Annotated in this window: 14 protein-coding genes; 11 read left to right on the top strand and 3 right to left on the bottom strand. The window is 63.4% G+C overall.

Features of this window, described 5'->3' with window-relative positions:
- Positions 1-140: 140 nt before the first annotated feature.
- Positions 141-1,586 (bottom strand): S41 family peptidase, encoded by a 1,446-nt coding sequence (locus AC07OK_RS09980; protein ID WP_494690169.1) that lies wholly within the window; start codon positions 1,584-1,586, stop codon positions 141-143.
- Positions 1,587-1,952: 366 nt separating this feature from the next.
- Here AC07OK_RS09980 and AC07OK_RS09985 point away from each other — a divergent pair, with 366 nt between their 5' ends.
- From AC07OK_RS09985 to AC07OK_RS10005, 5 genes are all read left to right on the top strand, one after another.
- The gene (locus AC07OK_RS09985) at positions 1,953-2,534 is read left to right on the top strand and encodes a hypothetical protein (RefSeq protein WP_494690170.1); all 582 of its coding nucleotides are present in this window, start codon (positions 1,953-1,955) and stop codon (positions 2,532-2,534) included.
- A 98-nt stretch (positions 2,535-2,632) separates the two neighbouring features.
- Entirely contained in the window at positions 2,633-4,852 is a 2,220-nt protein-coding gene (locus tag AC07OK_RS09990; protein ID WP_494690171.1) for a TonB-dependent receptor plug domain-containing protein, read from the top strand.
- A gap of 55 nt (positions 4,853-4,907) precedes the next feature.
- Positions 4,908-6,899 (top strand): M13 family metallopeptidase, encoded by a 1,992-nt coding sequence (locus tag AC07OK_RS09995; protein ID WP_494690368.1) that lies wholly within the window; start codon positions 4,908-4,910, stop codon positions 6,897-6,899.
- A 200-nt stretch (positions 6,900-7,099) separates the two neighbouring features.
- Positions 7,100-9,100, top strand: coding sequence for a M13 family metallopeptidase (locus AC07OK_RS10000; RefSeq protein ID WP_494690369.1), 2,001 nt, complete (start codon positions 7,100-7,102; stop codon positions 9,098-9,100).
- An 88-nt stretch (positions 9,101-9,188) separates the two neighbouring features.
- Positions 9,189-11,255 carry a M13 family metallopeptidase gene (locus AC07OK_RS10005; RefSeq protein ID WP_494690172.1) on the top strand — a complete coding sequence of 689 codons (2,067 nt, stop codon included), beginning with the start codon at positions 9,189-9,191 and terminating at the stop codon, positions 11,253-11,255.
- A gap of 50 nt (positions 11,256-11,305) precedes the next feature.
- On the opposite strand, the gene AC07OK_RS10010 is transcribed toward AC07OK_RS10005, so the two are convergent.
- Together AC07OK_RS10010 and AC07OK_RS10015 are read right to left on the bottom strand one after the other, a co-directional pair.
- The gene (locus AC07OK_RS10010) at positions 11,306-11,869 is read right to left on the bottom strand and encodes a PIN domain-containing protein (protein WP_494690173.1); all 564 of its coding nucleotides are present in this window, start codon (positions 11,867-11,869) and stop codon (positions 11,306-11,308) included.
- On the bottom strand, positions 11,869-12,084 hold the full coding sequence (locus tag AC07OK_RS10015; protein ID WP_494690174.1) for a MerR family transcriptional regulator: 216 nt from the start codon (positions 12,082-12,084) through the stop codon (positions 11,869-11,871). The genes AC07OK_RS10010 and AC07OK_RS10015 overlap by 1 nt, the downstream gene beginning before the upstream one ends.
- Positions 12,085-12,211: 127 nt before the next feature.
- Here AC07OK_RS10015 and AC07OK_RS10020 point away from each other — a divergent pair, with 127 nt between their 5' ends.
- The 6 genes from AC07OK_RS10020 to AC07OK_RS10045 all read left to right on the top strand — a co-directional run bounded on the left by AC07OK_RS10020 (position 12,212) and on the right by AC07OK_RS10045 (position 18,670).
- The gene (locus tag AC07OK_RS10020) at positions 12,212-12,769 is read left to right on the top strand and encodes a hypothetical protein (RefSeq protein ID WP_494690175.1); all 558 of its coding nucleotides are present in this window, start codon (positions 12,212-12,214) and stop codon (positions 12,767-12,769) included.
- Between the two features lie 180 nt (positions 12,770-12,949).
- Positions 12,950-13,921 (top strand): ABC transporter substrate-binding protein, encoded by a 972-nt coding sequence (locus AC07OK_RS10025; RefSeq protein WP_494690176.1) that lies wholly within the window; start codon positions 12,950-12,952, stop codon positions 13,919-13,921.
- A gap of 15 nt (positions 13,922-13,936) precedes the next feature.
- Positions 13,937-14,758 carry an ABC transporter permease gene (locus tag AC07OK_RS10030; RefSeq protein ID WP_494690177.1) on the top strand — a complete coding sequence of 274 codons (822 nt, stop codon included), beginning with the start codon at positions 13,937-13,939 and terminating at the stop codon, positions 14,756-14,758.
- Between the two features lies 1 nt (position 14,759).
- A complete protein-coding gene (locus AC07OK_RS10035; RefSeq protein WP_494690178.1) occupies positions 14,760-15,551 on the top strand; it encodes an ABC transporter ATP-binding protein in 792 nt (263 codons plus the stop codon).
- 22 nt (positions 15,552-15,573) lie between these two features.
- The gene (locus AC07OK_RS10040; protein WP_494690179.1) at positions 15,574-17,343 is read left to right on the top strand and encodes a sensor histidine kinase; all 1,770 of its coding nucleotides are present in this window, start codon (positions 15,574-15,576) and stop codon (positions 17,341-17,343) included.
- On the top strand, positions 17,291-18,670 hold the full coding sequence (locus AC07OK_RS10045) for a sigma-54-dependent transcriptional regulator (RefSeq protein WP_494690180.1): 1,380 nt from the start codon (positions 17,291-17,293) through the stop codon (positions 18,668-18,670). The genes AC07OK_RS10040 and AC07OK_RS10045 overlap by 53 nt, the downstream gene beginning before the upstream one ends.
- Positions 18,671-18,694 lie beyond the last annotated feature (24 nt).

Consider the following 18,694-nt stretch of genomic DNA (forward strand, 5'->3'; position numbering starts at 1 on the left):
GAAAGTTAACAGCTTCCTCAAATGTTTACAAGAAATTTGAGGGGAAGGTTCAGGGTCAAGTCTGACATTCGGACACGGGCTCTACCATAACGCACGCTAAGGTAGAGCCCGTGTCCGAATGTCAGACTTGACCCCGGAGGTTATTTTTTGGCCAGATCTTTCTTCACGCCCACCTCGGCCTGCACCACCGCAGTCTCGGGCTTGGCCAGCTGCACCGGCAAGCCTTTCAGGTGATTCAGCGCCTGCGCCAGCTGGAAATCGTCGGCGCTGCCGTATTCCAGCGGCTTGCGTTTCTTTTCCAACGCGACGATGCGCAGCTGCTCTTCCAGCTCGTCGCGCTTGCTCTTGGCGATTTCCTGGTCGCGGTCGTTCGTCAGGTGCTTGTCGAGGTCGGCCTCGCGGGTGCGCAGCGCGTTCAGGCCGTCGCCGTCGGCGTTTTCATCCACCGCCAGGTCCGGCACGATGCCCTTGGCCTGGATCGAGCGGCCGTTCGGCGTGTAGTAGCGCGCCGTGGTCAATTTGACAGCGGTGTCGGCCGTCAGCTGGCGGATGGTCTGCACCGAGCCCTTGCCGAAGGTCTGGGTGCCGATGATGTCGGCCCGCTTGTAGTCCTGCAAGGCGCCGGCGACGATTTCCGAGGCCGAGGCCGATCCGGTGTTGACCAGCACCGCCATCGGCACCAGTTTGATCGCGGCCGGCAGCTTGGCCAGCGCGTCGCTGTCGTTGCGCAGCGCGTAGTATTCGGGACGGCCGTAGAAGATCTGCTTGGAGTCCGGCAGCTGGCCGTTGGTCGAGACGATGGCCGCGTCCTTGGGCAGGAAGGCCGCCGCCACGCCGATCGCGCCTTGCAGCACGCCGCCGGGATCGTTGCGCAGGTCCAGCACCAGGCCCTTGATGTTCGGGTCCTGTTTGTACAGTTCGATAATCTTGGCGGCCAGGTCGTCGACGGTCGGTTCCTGGAACTGCGAGATGCGCAGCCAAGCATAGCCAGGTTCGACGATCTTGCCCTTGACGCTCTTCTGGTGGATCTCTTCGCGCGTGATGTTGAACACCAGCGGCTCGGCCTCGCCCTTGCGCAGGATCGTCATGCTGACCTTGGTGTGCGGCTCGCCGCGCATCTTCTTGACCGATTCGTCCAGGCTCAGGCCCTTGACCGGCGTGTTGTCCAGGCGGGAGATCAGGTCGCCCGCCTTGATGCCGGCGCGCCAGGCCGGCGAATCCTCGATCGGCGCGACGATCTTGATGTAGCCGTCCTCGCTCTGGCCGATCTCGATGCCCAGGCCGACGAACTTGCCCTGCGAGCCTTCGCGCAGTTCGGCGTAGGCTTTCTTGTCCAGGTAGGCGGAATGCGGGTCCAGCGAGGCCACCATGCCGGAGATCGCTTCGGTCAGCAGCTTCTTGTCCTCGACCTTTTCAACGTAGTCGGACTTGATCAGGCCGAATACGTCGGCCAGCTGGCGCAGTTCCTCCAGCGGCAGCGGCGGGTCCACCGGCTTTTGCGCCATGGCGGAAAATTGCAGGGACACAGCGATGCCGGCGATGACGCCCAGGCCGACCAGTCCGGAGTTCTTTAATTTCTTGCCCATGTTTCACCACCTATCGAAGCTGTTGCCGACAGCCGTCGCCGGTGGGCCACCCCGCCGCAACGCGCTTGAGTTGAGTATAAACCTGATTCTCGGCAAACGTAGTAGCCGTCGCGAAATCATTTATACCTTTACGAGAATTTACAACGCTTGCCGTTGACATTTGAAGTACACCAGCGCCCGCTTGGCGTTGCATCAAGTTTGCTGTTTTGTACGCAGTGTATCCTGCACGTTCACGTCCGTAAGCAATTGTAAGAAGTCCTGTAACGGCGGGGGGCGCGACCTAAACTGAACTCGTATTTCTCTCTACCCTGAAGTGGTTTTCGCCTGCGCCCCAAGCGCAGGCTTTTTTTTATCGACGGAGCTCCCATGCGTACCAATTTCTGTTCCACGTTGCAGCGCGCGGCTGTCGCGCTGGCCCTGAGCGCGGCCCTGCTGCCGGCCTTCGCGCTGCCTGTCATGGACATGCGCGCCGAGGATTTCCTGCCGATGGCGGCCGAGCTGAAAAAATCGCTGAACCTGAACCCCAACCAGCAAGTGCTGTGGCAGCAGACCGAAAGCAAGACCCGCAACCTGCTGCGCGAGCGCCAGTCGCGCCGCGAACGCCTGCAGGCGGCCACGCTGGAGGGCAGCAAGGGCGCCAATGTCGAGCTGCGCGATCTGGCCAAGGCGGTGGACGAGGAAACCACCGCCAGCGCGCTGGAGGAAAAGCTGATGCGTGAATGGTGGCTGACCGTCAACGATGCCCTGAATGAAACCCAGCGCCAGGCCGTGGTGCAACTGGTCGGCGAGCAGTTGATGCGGGTGCCGGACAATGGCGTCCGCAGCGGCGGCGCGCCGCGCAAGGAAGAGGGCGGCGAGCAGCATCGCGGCGGCCGCAAGGGCGGCATGGGCGGCAGCATCGGCGGACCCGGCGGCGCCAGCATCAGCCTGCCGGGCGGTGGCGGCTAAGGGATCCCCGTAGCCCGCTGGCGCGGGTGTGTATCGTAAAGTAAAAATCGGCCTGCTGGCCCTTTTGCCAGCAGGGCTGCCGGTAGAATGTGCAGCCTATGAGCAAACTGATCTCCTTCGCCTGCCTGGCCCTGTTGGGCGCCTCCGATGTTTATGCACAAGCCTCGCCAAGCACCGCGCCAGCCAAGCCGGTCCTGGGGCCGGACGGCAAGCCCGTGCCCCAGGTCACCATCAGCGGCGGCCGCGCCAGCGACATGGACGAGCGCCGCAACTCGGTGGCCGGCAAGCAGGTCTACGGCCGCGAGGAGCTGGACCGCAACGGCGACAGCAACCTCGGCGACATCCTCAAGCGCCTGCCGGGCGTGACCATCGGCGGCCGTCCCGGCCGTGGCGGCGACGTGCGCATGCGCGGCATGGGCAACGGCTACACGCAGGTGCTGCTGAACGGCGAACGGCCGCCGGCCGGCTTCTCGATGGAATCGCTGTCGCCCGACCAGGTCGAACGGGTGGAAATCATGCGCGGCCCGATCGCCGAGCACAGCACGCGCGCCATCGCCGGCACCATCAACATCATCCTGCGCGACGGCTACCAGCAAAAGGACAAGCAGCTCAAGTTCACCGACAGTATCGAGCAAGGCCGCCACGCGCCGAACGTGTCGCTGACGGTGCCGGGCAAGGTGGGCGGCCTGACCTGGCTGCTGACCGGCTCGGTCTTCGAGAACCGCCAGCACGACCAGACCGAAACCTACAACCGCGACACCCGCGCAGACGGCGTGCTGCTCAAGGACCAGAACGTCCTCGACGAAACCAGGCGCACCTCGCGCGGCATTCACCTGACGCCGCGCCTGTCCTATAAATTCGACGGCGGCGATACGCTGAACTTCCAGCCCTTCCTGATGGTCAACCGCAGCGACGGCAACTCGCGCAGCGACCTGACGCAGAACTTCGGCCTGGTGCCGCCGGCCCTGCAGCAGCCGCCCGAGTACAACCTGGCGCTGACCGGCACCCACGCGGAATCGACCTTCCTGCGCGGCTTCGGCAACTGGGTGCACAAGCTGCAGGGCGCGTCCAAGCTGGACGTCAAGTTCGGCTTCGGCGCCGGCCACAGCGACAGCGATTCGCTGCGCTATCAATACGACAACGCCGGCAAGCTGCTGCAGCGCTACACCGACGACGCCACCGTGCGCGACCGCAGCGCCAACAGCGGCGGCAAGTACACCACGCCGATCGGCAAGGAGCACTCGCTGGCGGCCGGCTGGGATGTCGAGCTGGGCCATCGCGTCGAGACCAAGACCTCGCTGGACAAGAACGGCGTGTCGCAGTTCGGCGATTCCGGCGACAACCTGAGCGCCGACACCCGCCGCCTGGCCGTGTTCGCACAGGACGAGTGGGACATCAACAAGCAATGGTCGGGCTACGTCGGCCTGCGCTGGGAAGGCATACGCACCACCAGCACCCGCGCCGGCCAGGACATCGGCAACAGCAGCAGTGTGCTGAGCCCGTTGCTGCACGGCGTCTACCGCATCCCCGAGCACGACAAGGACCAGATCCGCGCCAGCCTGACCAAGAGCTACAAGGCCGCCAACATCCAGGACCTGATCGCCCTGCCGTCGCTGTCGCGCCTGAACAGCGCCACCCGTCCCGACCGCACCGGCAACCCCGACCTGAAGCCCGAGCTGGCGACCGGCCTGGACTTCGCCTACGAGCACTACCTGGGCCGCAGCGGCATCATCACCGCCGGTGGCTTCGTGCGCGACATCAAGGACCTGATCCGCCGCGAGCTGACCCTGCAGAACACGCCGACCGGCCCGCGCTGGGTGTCGACGCCGGCCAACATCGGCCACGCGCGCACCAAGGGCATCGAGCTGGAGGCCAAGCTGCAGTTGCAGGAACTGATCGCGGACGGCCCGGCGATCGACTTCCGTTCCAACTACAGCCGTTTCTGGTCCAGCGTGGACGGCATCCCCGGACCCAACAACCGCCTCGACGCGCAGCCGAAGCAGACCGCCAACGTCGGCCTGGACTACCGCCTGAAGCCGGTGCCGCTGACCCTGGGCGCCAGCCTGAACTGGACGCCGGAAACCGTCATCCAGAGCAGCGCCGAGCAGGTGGTGAGCACCAGCCGCAAGCGCTCGTTCGACGCCTACGGCCTGTGGAAGTTCAACGCCCGCAATCAAGTCCGCATTTCTGCAAATAATTTAATGGCGGAAGACGCGCTGGGTAGTAATATCGTGACCACCAATGGCCTGGCACAACTGGCCAACACGACCAACCAGACTTACGTAGTCTGGAGCGTCAAATACGAAATGAAATTCTGACCAAGAAGGAAATGCAGTGAAACGATACTTGCTGAGCACGCTTACCCTGAGCCTGATGACCGCTTTTGCCGGCGCCGCCGATACTGCCCCGGTGTCCGGCATCGCCACCCAATACATCGACGCCAGCGTGCGTCCGCAAGACGACTTCTACCACTACCTGAACGGCGAGTGGCTGAAGACCACGCAAATCCCCGAAGACAAATCCAGCTGGGGCACCTTCGCCAAGCTGCGCGACGATGTGCTGCCGCAGCTGCGCGCCATCATCGAAGCGGCCGAGGCCGACAAAGCCCGCAAGGCCGGCAGCGACGCCCAGAAAATCGGCGACCTGTACGCCAGCTTCATGGACGAGAAAAAACTGGAGGCGCTGGGCGTCAAGCCGCTGGCGGGCGAACTGAACCGCATCCGCGCCATCCGGGACAAGAAAGCCTTCCCGATGCTGATCGCCCACCTGGACGAGATCGGCGTCGGCGCGCCGTACGGCATCTACGTCAGCCAGGATGCGCGCGAATCGACCAAGTACGCGGTCGGCATCTCGCAAAGCGGCCTGGGCCTGCCGGACCGCGACTACTACCTGAAAAAGGACGACGCCAAGCTGGCCGACACCCTGGTCAAGTATGAGGCGCACGTGGCCAAGATCCTGGCGCTGGGCGGCGACAAGCAGGCCGCCGCCAGCGCCAAGGCCGTGGTCGCGCTGGAAACCGCGCTGGCCCAGGTGCAATGGACCAAGGTCGAGAACCGCGACCCGGTCAAGCGCTACAACAAGATGTCGATCGCCAAGCTGGCCGAGCTGGCACCGGGCTACGATTGGCAGCATGCGCTGGCGGCGGCCGGCGTGGCCAACAAGATCGACTACGTCATCGTCAACCAGCCGAGCTACCTGAGTGGCTTTAACGCCGCGCTGGAAAAGACCGACCTGGCGACCTGGAAATCCTACTTCGAATGGCAGCTGCTGCGTCGCGCCTCGCCTTACCTGTCGAAGGACTTCGCCGACGCCAACTTCGATTTCTACAGCACCGTGCTGACCGGCGTGGCCGTCAAGCCGCCGCGCTGGAAATCGGCGGTGAGCCTGGTGGAGGGCAGCCTGGGCGAAGTGCTGGGCAAGCTGTACGTGGGCCAGCACTTCCCGCCGGAGCGCAAGGCGCGCATGGAAGAGCTGGTGAAGAACCTGCTGGCCTCGTACAAGGCCAGCGTCGACACGCTCGACTGGATGAGCCCGGAAACCAAGCAGCAGGCGCAAGCCAAGCTGGCCAAGTTCACGCCCAAGATCGGCTACCCGAACAAATGGCGCGACTACTCGTCGCTGGCCATCGTCAAGAGCGACCTGGTGGGCAACGCCATGCGCGCCTCGGTGTTCGGTCACCAGCGCATGGTCAACAAGCTGGGCAAGCCGGTCGACCGCGAAGAGTGGGGCATGACGCCGCAGACCATCAACGCCTACTACAACGCGACGATGAACGAGATCGTGTTCCCGGCGGCGATTTTGCAACCGCCGTTCTTTGACGCCAAGGCCGACGACGCCGTCAACTACGGCGCCATCGGCGCGGTGATCGGCCACGAAATCAGCCACGGCTTCGACGACAAGGGCAGCCAGTCCGACGGCGACGGCAACCTGCGCGACTGGTGGACCAAGGAAGACCGCGCCAACTTCAAGGCCAAGGCCGACGCGCTGACCAGGCAGTACGACGGCTACAGCCCGATCAAGGGCTACCACGTCAACGGCTCGCTGACGCTGGGCGAGAACATCGCCGACAACAGCGGCGTATCGATCGCCTACAAGGCCTACAAGCTGTCGCTGGGTGGCAAGGAAGCCCCGGTGATCGACGGCCTGACCGGCGACCAGCGCTTCTACATGGGCTTTGCGCAGGTATGGCGCAGCAAGACGCGCGACGAACAGCAGATCGTGCTGATCAAGACAGATCCGCACTCGCCGGGCCAGTTCCGCGCCAACGGCACCATGGTCAACCAGCCGGGCTTCTACGAAGCCTTCGGCGTGAAGCCGGGCGACAAGATGTATGTTGCGCCGGAACAGCGCGTGATCATCTGGTAAGCGCTTAACCGCCGAAAAAACCCATAAAAAGGCCACCAAGTGTGGCCTTTTTGCTATCGTTGCAACAGCGGGGGTCAAGTCTGACATTCGGACACAAACTCGACCGTACGCACTTACTACAGAAGAGGTCGTGTCCGAATGTCAGACTTGACCCCCATGATTTGGAGAAAGATTTGAAAGCACAATTGTTAAGCGCGTTGATGTTGGCGCTGCTGGCTTCGGCCGGCGTTCAGGCACAACAAAAAATCTCGGGCGTGGATCTGGGCGATCTCAACGCCGCAGTACGCCCGCAGGACGATTTCTTCCTCAACCTGAACGGCAAGTGGCTGGCCAAGACCGCCATCCCGGCCGACAAATCGAGCTGGGGTTCGTTCGAGAAGCTGGACGACGACACCAAGCCGCAGCTGCGCGCCATCATCGAGGCGGCCGCCGCCGACCCGAACAAGACGCCCGGCTCCGACGCCCAGCGCATCGGCGACTTCTTCGCCAGCTATATGGACGAAGCCAAACTGGCCGAGCTGGGCCTGACCCCGCTGCGCACCGAGCTCGACCGCGTGGCCGCGCTGAAGGACAAGAAGGAAATCCCGGCCCTGATCGCCCGTTTCAACCGTTACGGCGTGACTGCGCCCTACGGCTTCGCCATCCACCAGGACAACAAGGATTCGACCAAGTACGTGGCCGACCTCGGCCAGGACGGCCTGAGTCTGCCGGACCGCGACTACTACCTGAAAAAGTCGGACAAGAAGATGGCCGACACCTTGGCCAAGTACCAGCAGCACGTGACCAAAATGCTGACGCTGGCCGGCATCGCCAACCCGGCGGCCGACGCCAAGGCCATCGTCGCGCTGGAGACCGAGCTGGCCAAGATCCAATGGACCAAGGTCGAGCTGCGCGACCCGGTCAAGGCCTACAACAAGGTGGCGCTGGCCGACCTGTCCAAGCTGGCGCCGGGCTACGACTGGACCACCTGGCTCAACGACACCGGCATCGCCGGCAAGGTCGACTACGTCATCGTCAGCCAGCCCAGCTTCATCTCCGGCTTCAACAAGGTGCTGAACAAGACCCCGCTGTCGACCTGGCAGGCGTGGTTCCGCTGGCAGGTGATCCACGCCGGCGCGCCCTACCTGTCGAAAGATTTCGCGCTGGAAAACTTCGCCTTCTACGGCACCGTGCTGAGCGACACCAAGGAACAGGAGCCGCGCTGGAAACGCGCGGTCAACGCCACCGACGGCGCGCTGGGCGAGACCCTGGGCAAGCTGTACGTCGAGCAGCACTTCCCGGCCGAGCGCAAGGCGCGCATGGAGGCGCTGGTGAACAACCTGCTGGCAGCCTTCAAGCAAAGCATCACCACGCTGGACTGGATGGGCCCGGCCACCAAGGAACAGGCGCAGGCCAAGCTGGCCAAGTTCATGGTCAAGATCGGCTATCCGAACAAGTGGCGCGACTACTCGTCGCTGGTGGTGGTCAAGGATGACCTGGTGGGCAATGTGCGCCGCTCGCGCGAGTTCGACTACAACAAGGAAGTGAACAAGCTCGGCAAGCCGGTCGACCGCGACGAATGGGGCATGACGCCGCAGACCATCAACGCCTACTACAACCCGGAGCTCAACGAGATCGTGTTCCCGGCCGCCATCCTGCAACCGCCGTTCTTCAACGCCGACGCCGACGACGCCGTCAACTACGGCGCCATCGGCGCGGTGATCGGCCACGAGATCAGCCACGGCTTCGACGACCAGGGCGCCCAGTACGACGGCGACGGCAACCTGCGCGACTGGTGGACCAAGGCCGACCACAAGAACTTCGCCGCCAAGAGCAAGATGCTGGTCAAGCAGTACAGCGCCTTCAGCCCGGTCAAGGGCTACCACGTCAACGGCGAGCTGACCCTGGGCGAGAACATCGCCGACAACTCGGGCGCGGCGATCGCGCTCAAGGCTTACCAGATCTCGCTCAACGGCCAGCCGTCGCCGGTGATCGACGGTTTGACCGGCGAGCAGCGCTTCTACATGGGCTTTGGCCAGGTGTGGCGCAGCAAGATCCGCGACGCCCAGCAAATCGTTTACCTTAAATCCGACCCGCACTCGCCGGACCAGTTCCGCGCCAACGGCACGGTGCGCAACCAGCCGGGTTTTTACAACGCTTTTGGCGTAAAACCCGGCGACAAGATGTATCTGGCGCCAAAAGACCGCGTCATCATGTGGTAGCCCTTTATGCGTTAGCGGCCCTGTGATATAAAGCGCAACAGGGCCAAACATCGTGGATTGGCCTTTATTAAATCAAGAGGATATTTTCGTGAAACGTCATCTCGTAAGTGCATTGACCCTGAGCCTGATCGCAGGCCTGGCGGGCGCAGCCGACAACACCACAAGTGTAGCTCCGGCCAGCGCCCAAGTAGCAAACGCCAAGCTGGCTTCCGGCATCGCGGTGGAATACATCGATCCAGCGGTACGCGCGCAGGACGACCTGTTCACCCACATGAATGGCAAATGGCTGGCCACGACTGAAATCCCGGCGGACAAAGCCAGCTGGGGCAGCTTCGCCAAGCTGCGCGACGACATCCAGCCGCAACTGCGCGCCATCATCGAAGGCGCCGCCGCCAACAAGGCCGGCGGCCCTGAAGCCCAGCGCATCGGCGACTTCTACAGCAGCTTCATGGACGAAGCCAAGCTGGAACAGCTGGGCCTGACCCCGCTGAACGCGGAACTGGCGAAGATCGCCGCCGTGAACAACAAGAAGCAGCTGCCGGCGCTGATCTCGCACCTGAACAAAATCGGCGTGACCGCGCCGTACGGCTACGGCATCCACCAGGACAACAAGGATTCGACCAAGTATGTGGTCGACATCGGCCAGGACGGCCTGGGCCTGCCGGACCGCGATTACTACCTGAAAGCGGACGACAAGAAGATGGCCGATGCGCTGGCCAAGTATGAACTGCACATCGGCAAAATGCTGACCATGGCAGGCGACGAGCACGGCGCCATCACCGCGCACGGCATCGTGGAGTTCGAAAAAGAACTGGCCAAGATCCAGTGGACCAAGGTCGAACTGCGCGACCCGGTCAAGGCCTACAACAAGGTCGACATCGCCAAGCTGGGCAAGGTCGCGCCGGGCTACGACTGGAACGCCTACCTGACCGACGCCGGCGTGACCGGCAAGGTCAAGTACGTGATCGTCGGCCAGCCGAGCTACCTGAAGGGCATGACCGCGCTGCTGGCCAAGACCCCGCTGGACACGCTGAAGTCCTACTTCCGCTGGCAGCTGCTGCGTTCGGGCGCGCCTTACCTGAGCAAAGCCTACGTCGATGAAAACTTCGCCTTCTACGGCACCGTGCTGAGCGGCGTGACCGAACAGCGTCCACGCTGGAAGCGCGGCGTTTCCGTGACCGAAGGCGCGCTGGGCGAAGCCGTCGGCAAGATCTACGTCGAGCAGAACTTCCCGGCCGAGCGCAAGGCGCGCATGCAGGCGCTGGTCAACAACCTGCTGGCCGCCTACAAGGTCAGCATCGACCAGCTGGACTGGATGAGCCCGGTCACCAAGAAACAAGCGCAGGAAAAGCTGGCCAAGTTCACCACCAAGATCGCGTACCCGGACACCTGGCGCGATTACTCCAAGCTGACCGTTGCCAAGGATGATCTGGTGGGCAACGTGATACGTTCGCGCGAGTTCGAGTACAACAAGGAACTGGCCAAGCTGGGCAAGCCGATCGACCGCGCAGAGTGGGGCATGACGCCGCAAACCGTCAACGCCTACTACAACCCGGAAATGAACGAGATCGTATTCCCGGCCTCGATCCTGCAGGCACCGTTCTTCAATGCTGACGCGGACGACGCGGTCAACTACGGCGCCATCGGCGGCGTGATCGGCCACGAAATCAGTCACGGCTTCGACGACCAGGGCGCGCAGTACGACGGCGACGGCAACCTGCGTGACTGGTGGACCGCTGCGGACCACAAGAACTTCGCGGCCAAGACCAAGATGCTGGTGGAGCAGTACAACCAGTTCAGTCCGCTGCCTGGCTACCACGTCAACGGCGAACTGACCCTGGGCGAGAACATTGCCGACAACAGCGGCGTGGCGATTGCATACAAGGCCTACAAGCTGTCGCTGGGCGGCAAGGAAGCGCCAGTGATCGACGGCCTGACCGGCGACCAGCGCTTCTACATGGGCTTTGCGCAGGTATGGCGCTTGAAGATGCGTGAAGCGCAGCAGATCGTGCAGATCAAGACCGACCCGCACTCGCCAGGCCAGTTCCGCGCTAACGGCCCGATGCGCAACCAGCCAGGCTTCTACGACGCCTTCAACGTTAAGCCAGGCGACAAGATGTACCTGGAACCAAAAGACCGCGTGATCATGTGGTAACAACCGCATAGAAGCAAACAAGGGCCGCAGCGATGCGGCCCTTTTTTATTTCAGAATTGATCGATTGATTTGCGCAGGATATTGCAAACTTTCGGCAGCCCTTGACGCTCATAGATTGCGATCAGCTGGTGTGCGGTCTTGGGTGGATTTTGGAGACGCTGTCGAAGCGTTCCGATGGCCGCTATAGTCTTCTGAGGATCAAGCGTATATTGCGTCGCAAGGAAATCGTCTGGGTGTATCGCCGGAACTCCGCATGTACCGGGAAAGTCCTTGGTATTGAAGGTAACAATTGCGGTCGCTTGGCTTGCAATTGCAGCTGCTAGTACGTGCCTATCGTTCGGGTCCGGCAGTGTTAGTGTATCGATCAGGGGTTCAAAATTTTCAATGACGCTGTCTTTGATGGCGGCATTCATCAATTCAACAGTCCTAGTCAGGGCTTCACGGCGCAGATCAGGGCGGTTCGCAGATAGTTTGCTTGTCCACTCATCTTGAATGACTCGTGTCCAGCGTGCTTGATAGATGCCAGCGGCGGCCAAACTGAGCAGTAAATCGCGTAGAGGGGCGGGGTAAAGTACACACGCATCCAAGACTGCCTTATATCGATGAGTTGCCATCAATACCCCATGTTTAGCTCCTGAGCTTGCTCTACCAGTTGCTGGAGCGCGTCCTGAGAAATTTTCGTCTGTTCGTCTTTGTATTTCGCCAAGTCCGAGGTTGCCAGCGTGACTTTGCCTTCCGACAGCAGTCCCATAAGATAAGGGCCTGATACGTTTAAAAACTCCGCAGCCTCGGCGAGTGTCATATCCTGCGCGATTGGAATGCTCGACATGATGACCCTCCTGTGATCATAGAATTTAAATCAAATACCTCCAGGGACCTTGGCATCGATCAGCGATCAGCCCCTTTTTCAATTCAGAGTAAACTACGGGCTTCGAATTACAAGAAACCGGTACCCCATGCGCTTGCGTTATTCCGCACTCCTCGTTTTGCCCCTGCTGCTGGCCGCTTGCGGCGATTCGTTCACGCCGGTCGATGTCTACATGGCGAAAACGCCGGAGTGCTCCACCTGGCAGGACGGCTCGCGCTACCAGCTGCCGCGCGGGATCAGTGTGTCGACCACGCCGCCGGTCACGCTGCCGGACGGCGGCGCCGAGTTCACCTTCGTCTACCTGGTGCCGCGTGGCGAGCGGGCCATGTTCCTGACCCGTGAATATCACGTCACCACGCCGAAGGGCCCGGTGATCGCCAAGGCCGAATTGGTCAGCTTCTACCAGCGCGCTACCAACTCGCGGCCGGAAATCGTCGATGTGATCCCCAAGGTGCCGGACATGCTGGTGGCCGGCGCCACCAGCGACGATACGATCTGGCGCGTGCGCCTGCGCGTGAAGGACAAGCTGCCGGAACGCTTCGACGTGGTTCCGCCCGCTTTCGAGATCGCGCTGACCAAGTACCCGATGCGCACCTTCACCTATCGCTACTTCGCCGACCGCAAGGCCTTCGGCCTGTGCAGCTGAGATGCGCCGTCAAGCTTGGCGGATTTCCGCATAAGCACCGCCCGGTTCATGCGGTTTTCCGCCTGAACCGCCGCGCGCCGGTTTCGCCATCCCTTATAAATCAATGACTTGAACCGCAGCCCGTGCTTGGCACGGAAGCTGCAATGTCTCCCGGTAACTACAACCACAAAGGAGACAAGCATGTCCAAGTTCCGTCGGTTATCGCTGACGCTCGCCATCGCCGCCGCTGCGTCCGGCGCGCAAGCGCAGGAAGTGGTCCGCCTCGGCAACCTCAAGTTCGCCCACTACGGCGCCGTCTCGTACATCAAGGAAATCGCGCCCAAGTGCGGCATCAAGGTGGAGGAGAACGTCTTCGCCAAGGGCCCGGACGTGATGCAAGCCATCCTGGCCGGCGAGCTCGATGTCGGCGCCACCGCCTCCGAGGCCGCCATCTCCGGCCGCGCCAACGGCGCGCCGATCTATGTGGTGGCCGGCTTCGCCAAGGGCGGCGCGCGCCTGGTCGCCCGTCCCGGCAGCAACATCAAGTCGGTCAAGGACTTGAAGGGCAAGAAAGTCGGCGTCACGCGCGGTGGTATTCACGAAGTGCTGCTGATCGCCGAACTGGCCCAGGCCGGCCTGACCGCCTCCGACCAGCCGGGCAAGGATGTGCAACTGATATTTCTGGCGTTCGCCGACCTGAACCAGGCACTGATGGGCAAGAACCTCGACGCCATCATGCAAAGCGAACCGCAATCCTCGCAGGCCATCAACAAAGGCTACGGCGTGGAAGTGATGAAGCCCTACGATACGCCGATCGGCGCGCCGGTGCGCACCATGGTGATGAGCGAGAAGTTCTACAAGGAGCATCGCGCCACCGCCGCCAAGTTCATGAACTGCTTCGTGCAGGCCACCAAGCTGTTCATCGACAACAAGCCGGTCGCCGAGAAATACGTGCGGGAAGTGATCTTCAAGAACCAGATCAGCAAGGACGATTTCGACGACGCCATCAGCAACTCGCCTTACAGCTACGACATCACCGCCGAGCACATCCAGATCACCACCGACGTCATGGCCAAATATGGCACAGGCAAGATGCGCGCCGCGCCGGTGGCCAAGGACTGGGTCAAGACCGACTTGCTGGACGCGGCCAAGAAAAGCCTCAATATCCAATAACCACGGAGACACATCATGAGCAAGCAAGACTGGCGGCAATCCGCCTCGGGCGCGGTCGTGCCCATCCTTATCGTCGCCCTGTGGCAAGCCAGCGCCATGCTGGGCTGGGTCAATCCGCAGGTGCTGCCGTCGCCGCTCGCGGTGGTGCACAAGTGGATCGAATACCTGCTGCCGCTGACGGCCTACGATCCGTCCGCGCAATCGTGGCTGGGCTGGGCATTTTCCGGCGAGCTGCTGGGCGACACCTTCAGCAGCATGTACCGCGTGATCGTCGGCTTTGCCATCGGCGCCGGCCTGGCGCTGCCGCTGGGCTTGTTGATGGGATCGAGCCAGCGCATGTATGCGTGGTTCAATCCGCTGATGCAGGTGCTGCGGCCGATTCCGCCGATCGCCTACATTCCGCTGGCGATTCTGTGGTTCGGCCTGGGTAATGCACCGGCCGTGTTCCTGATCGCGCTGGGCGCCTTCTTCCCGGTGCTGGTCAACACCATCGCCGGCGTGCGCCAGGTGGACGGCATCTACATCCGCGCCGCGCGCAACCTCGGCGTCAGCCAGCGCACCATGTTTGTCCGCGTGATGCTGCCGGCCGCCGTGCCCTACATCCTGTCGGGCGTGCGGATCGGCATCGGCACCGCCTTCATCGTGGTGATCGTATCGGAGATGATCGCCGTGAACAACGGCCTCGGCTTCCGCATCCTCGAAGCGCGCGAATACTTCTGGTCCGACAAAATCATCGCCGGCATGATCAGCATCGGCCTGCTGGGCCTGATCATCGACGTCGGCATGAACAAACTGAACAATCATTTGCTGCGCTGGCACCGCGGCCTGGAGAACTGACATGACCCATATCGAAGTCAAAGCCGTCAACAAGGTCTTCAAGACCGACAGCCGCGAAGTGATCGCGCTCAAGGACATCAACCTGGAGATCCCGCAAGGCCAGTTCGTCTGCCTGCTGGGGCCTTCGGGCTGCGGCAAGTCCACGCTGCTGAACGCGATCGCCGGCTTCTCGCTGCCGTCGTCCGGCGCCATCACCGCCGACCGCAAGCTGGTCACCGGCCCTGGCCCGGAACGCGGCATGGTGTTCCAGGAGTACGCACTGTTCCCCTGGATGACGGTGGAAAAGAACATCGCCTTCGGTCTGGAAATCAAAGGCATGCCGCAGGCGCAGATCACGGCCAAGGTCGATCAGCTGCTGGGCATGCTGTCGCTGAGCGACTTCAAGCACCGCTTCCCGAAAGACCTGTCGGGCGGCATGCGCCAGCGGGTCGCCATCGCCCGCGTGCTGGCGCTGGACTCGCCGATCATGCTGATGGACGAACCCTTCGGCGCGCTCGATGCGCTGACCCGCCGCAATTTGCAGGATGAACTGCTGCGCATCTGGGCCGAGCTGAAGAAGACCATCATCTTCGTCACCCACAGCATCGAGGAGGCGATTTACCTGGCCGACCGCATCGTCGTGATGACCTACCGTCCCGGCACCGTCAAGCGCGACCTGATGGTGGAACTGCCGCGCCTGCGCGATCCGGCCTCCGCCGAGTTCAACGCGCTCAAGCGCGAGCTGGGCCAGCTGGTGATGGAAGAGCAGCAACGCCACCACAACGACGAGATGCGCATGGCGGCGGTGGACTGAGCAGGTGCAGTAGAATCAGCGTATGCGCGCTCAAAAAAACCTGCTACTGCTGTTCGCACTCGTGTGCGCGCTGGGCGTGATTGCCGGGTCCTACCTGGCCGGCACCTGGCGCGCGCGCGAAGAACTGCGGCAGCAGGGCCAGCGCCAGTTGCAACTGATGGCGCCGGACCTGCAATCGCTGCTGCAAAAATATGAAACGCTACCCTTTGTTTTGGGCTTCCAGCCCGACTTGATTGAAGCGCTGGCGCATCCGGCCGATGCGCAAGCGATCACCCGCCTCAACAGCGCGCTGCAAACCATCCAGCAGCAGGCCAAGGTGGGCGCCATCTACGTGATGGACCGCGACGGCCTGACCATAGGCGCCAGCAACTGGGACCAGCCGCTGGGCTTCGTCGGCAAGAACTTTTCCTATCGCCCCTATTTTGACGCCGCGCTGCACGGCAGGGCGGGGCGCTTCTACGGCATCGGCACCAGCACCAGCGAGGCCGGCTACTTCATCGCGCAGCCGGTGTATCGCAACGGCACGGCCGGTGGCCCGGTCACCGGCGTGGTGGCGGTGAAGATCAGCCTGGCCGACTTCGAACGCACCTGGCGCAGCAGCGACGACGCCATCGTGCTGGCCGACAGCACCGGCGTCATCTTCCTCAGCAACCGCCCGGACTGGATCTACCGCAGCCTGCACGCGCTGGACGCGGACACCGAGCGCCAACTGGCGCACACCCAGCAATACACCGGCCAGAAGATCACGCCGCTGAGCGGGCATGCCGACCTGTTCGTCACGCAATCGGTGGGACAGCTGGGCTGGCAGCTGATGCTGTTTCCTGGCCAGTCGCGCGTGGTGCGCACCGGCGTGCAGTGGGCCGCTGCGGCGGCGCTGCTGCTGGCCTGCGCGGCGGTGTCGAGCTGGGCGCTGCACCAGCGCCGCCGCCGTCTGGAAGAACGCATGGCCTCGGCCGCCGCGCTGCAAAAGGCGGCCGACGAGCTGGACGACAAAATCGTCGAACGCACGCAGCAACTGCGCACCACCAATCAGCATCTGGAGAGCAAGTACGCCAAGTTGCAGGAGACCGAGCATCTGCTGCGCTCCACGCAGAACGAGCTGGTCCAGGCGGGCAAGCTGGCGATGCTGGGCCAGATGGCGGCAGGCATCACCCACGAACTGAACCAGCCGCTGGCCGCGATCCGCGCCTTCGCCGACAACGCCCGCGTGTTCCTGGCGCGCGGTCAGGGCGAGCAGGTCGAGGGCAACCTCGGCCACATCAGCGAGGCCAGCGCGCGCATGGGCGCCATCATCGGCCAGCTGAAGGGCTTCGCGCGCAAGGATGAAACGGTGGCCGTGGTCGACCTGGCGGCCTCGGTGCGGGCTTCGGCGTTTCTGCTGGAGAGCGAGTTCCGCCGCCACGCCGTCGCGCTGGACATCGCCGCTGCCGACGGCCTGCAAGTGACCGGCAGCAGCGTGCGCATCGAACAGGTGCTGATCAACCTGCTGCGCAACGCGCTCGACGCGGTGGAGACGGCCGAGCGGCGCGAAGTGGCCATTCGCCTGGAGCGCGACGGCGCGTGCGCGCTGGTGAGCATCAGCGACAGCGGCGCCGGCATACCGGATCAGGTGGTGGCGCATCTGTTCGAGCCGTTCTTCACCACCAAGCCGTCCGGCAAGGGATTGGGCTTGGGGTTGGCGATCTCGTCATCGATCGTGCAGGCCATGAACGGCCAGTTGACGGCGCATAATCAAGCGGATGGCGGTGCGCGCTTCGAGCTGCGCCTGCCACTACAACAAGAGGGAGCATAAAGTGCAGGCTATTTTGATCGAAGACGAAGCCGCGCTGCGCCTGGCCACCAGCCAGACGCTGGAACTGGGCGGCTTCAGCGTGCAGGCCTGCGCCAGCGCCGAGGAAGCGCTGGCGCTGCTGCGAGCCGACTATCCCGGCGTGATCGTCACCGACGTGCGCCTGCCGGGCCGTTCCGGCCTGGAGCTGCTGGCGCAGGCCGGAGCGCTGGACGCGGAACTGCCGGTCATCGTCGTCACCGGCCACGGCGACGTCGAGATGGCGGTGGCCGCGATGCGCAGCGGCGCCTACGACTTCATCGAGAAACCGTTCGCGGCCGAGCGCCTGCTGGAAGCGGTGCGCCGCGCCCAGGAACGGCGCCGGCTGGTGTTGGAAAACCGCCAGCTGCGCAGCGCCCGCGCCCAGCATCCGGACGTGCCCGACCTGGTCGGCCGCTCGGCCGCCATCGAACAACTGAAAGTCCTGATCCGCAACATCGCCCCGGCCGGCGTGGACGTGCTGATCAACGGCCAGACCGGCACCGGCAAGGAAGTGGCCGCGCGCTTGCTGCACGCCGCCAGCGGACGCAAGGGCAACTTCGTCGCCATCAACTGCGGCGCGCTGCCGGAATCGGTGTTTGAAAGCGAGATCTTCGGCCACGAGGCGGGCGCCTTCACCGGCGCGCAAAAGCGCCGCATCGGCAAGCTGGAGTACGCGCAGGGCGGCACCGTCTTCCTCGACGAGATCGAAAGCATGCCGATGGCCTTGCAGGTCAAGCTGCTGCGCGTGTTGCAGGAGCGGCGGCTGGAACGGCTGGGCGCCAACGAGACCGTCGCGCTGGACTGCACCATCGTGGCCGCCACCAAACTTGATCTATTACAGTTGAGCGCGCAGGGCCTGTTCCGCGAGGACTTGTACTACCGCATCGGCGTGGTCAGCATCGACCTGCCGCGCCTGCGCGACCGGCGCGACGATATCCCGCTGCTGCTGGCCCATTTCGCCGCCGACGCGGCCGCCCGCTACCATCGCCCGATGCCGGACTGGAGCGCGCAGCAGATGGCGCAATGGCAGGCGGCGGACTGGCCGGGCAATGTGCGCGAGCTGCGCAACTTCGCCGAGCGGCTGGTGCTGGGCATCGCCGCCGCGGCGGCGCCTGTGCTGGCGCCTGCGGCCGACGGCGTGGCCGTGTCGCTGCCGCAGCAGGTCGACCACCACGAACGCGAGCTGATCGTGCAGGCGCTGTCGGCGGTCGACGGCAACGTCGGCCTGGCGGCGGACAACCTGATGGTGCCGCGCAAAACCCTGTACGACAAGCTGAAGAAATACCAGATCGTCACCGGCCGCAAATGATCCGGGCGTAAAAAAACCGGCCGC

The organism is Duganella sp. GW821-FHT07G03 (genome assembly GCF_059418605.1).

Coding starts and splice junctions, on each gene's coding strand:
- AC07OK_RS09980 (WP_494690169.1), bottom strand. CDS start 1,586: ATGGGCAAGAAATTAAAGAACTCCGGACTGGTCGGCCTGGGCGTCATC.
- AC07OK_RS09985 (WP_494690170.1), top strand. CDS start 1,953: ATGCGTACCAATTTCTGTTCCACGTTGCAGCGCGCGGCTGTCGCGCTG.
- AC07OK_RS09990 (WP_494690171.1), top strand. CDS start 2,633: ATGAGCAAACTGATCTCCTTCGCCTGCCTGGCCCTGTTGGGCGCCTCC.
- AC07OK_RS09995 (WP_494690368.1), top strand. CDS start 4,908: ATGACCGCTTTTGCCGGCGCCGCCGATACTGCCCCGGTGTCCGGCATC.
- AC07OK_RS10000 (WP_494690369.1), top strand. CDS start 7,100: ATGTTGGCGCTGCTGGCTTCGGCCGGCGTTCAGGCACAACAAAAAATC.
- AC07OK_RS10010 (WP_494690173.1), bottom strand. CDS start 11,869: ATGGCAACTCATCGATATAAGGCAGTCTTGGATGCGTGTGTACTTTAC.
- AC07OK_RS10015 (WP_494690174.1), bottom strand. CDS start 12,084: ATGTCGAGCATTCCAATCGCGCAGGATATGACACTCGCCGAGGCTGCG.
- AC07OK_RS10020 (WP_494690175.1), top strand. CDS start 12,212: ATGCGCTTGCGTTATTCCGCACTCCTCGTTTTGCCCCTGCTGCTGGCC.
- AC07OK_RS10025 (WP_494690176.1), top strand. CDS start 12,950: ATGTCCAAGTTCCGTCGGTTATCGCTGACGCTCGCCATCGCCGCCGCT.
- AC07OK_RS10030 (WP_494690177.1), top strand. CDS start 13,937: ATGAGCAAGCAAGACTGGCGGCAATCCGCCTCGGGCGCGGTCGTGCCC.
- AC07OK_RS10035 (WP_494690178.1), top strand. CDS start 14,760: ATGACCCATATCGAAGTCAAAGCCGTCAACAAGGTCTTCAAGACCGAC.
- AC07OK_RS10040 (WP_494690179.1), top strand. CDS start 15,574: ATGCGCGCTCAAAAAAACCTGCTACTGCTGTTCGCACTCGTGTGCGCG.
- AC07OK_RS10045 (WP_494690180.1), top strand. CDS start 17,291: ATGGCGGTGCGCGCTTCGAGCTGCGCCTGCCACTACAACAAGAGGGAG.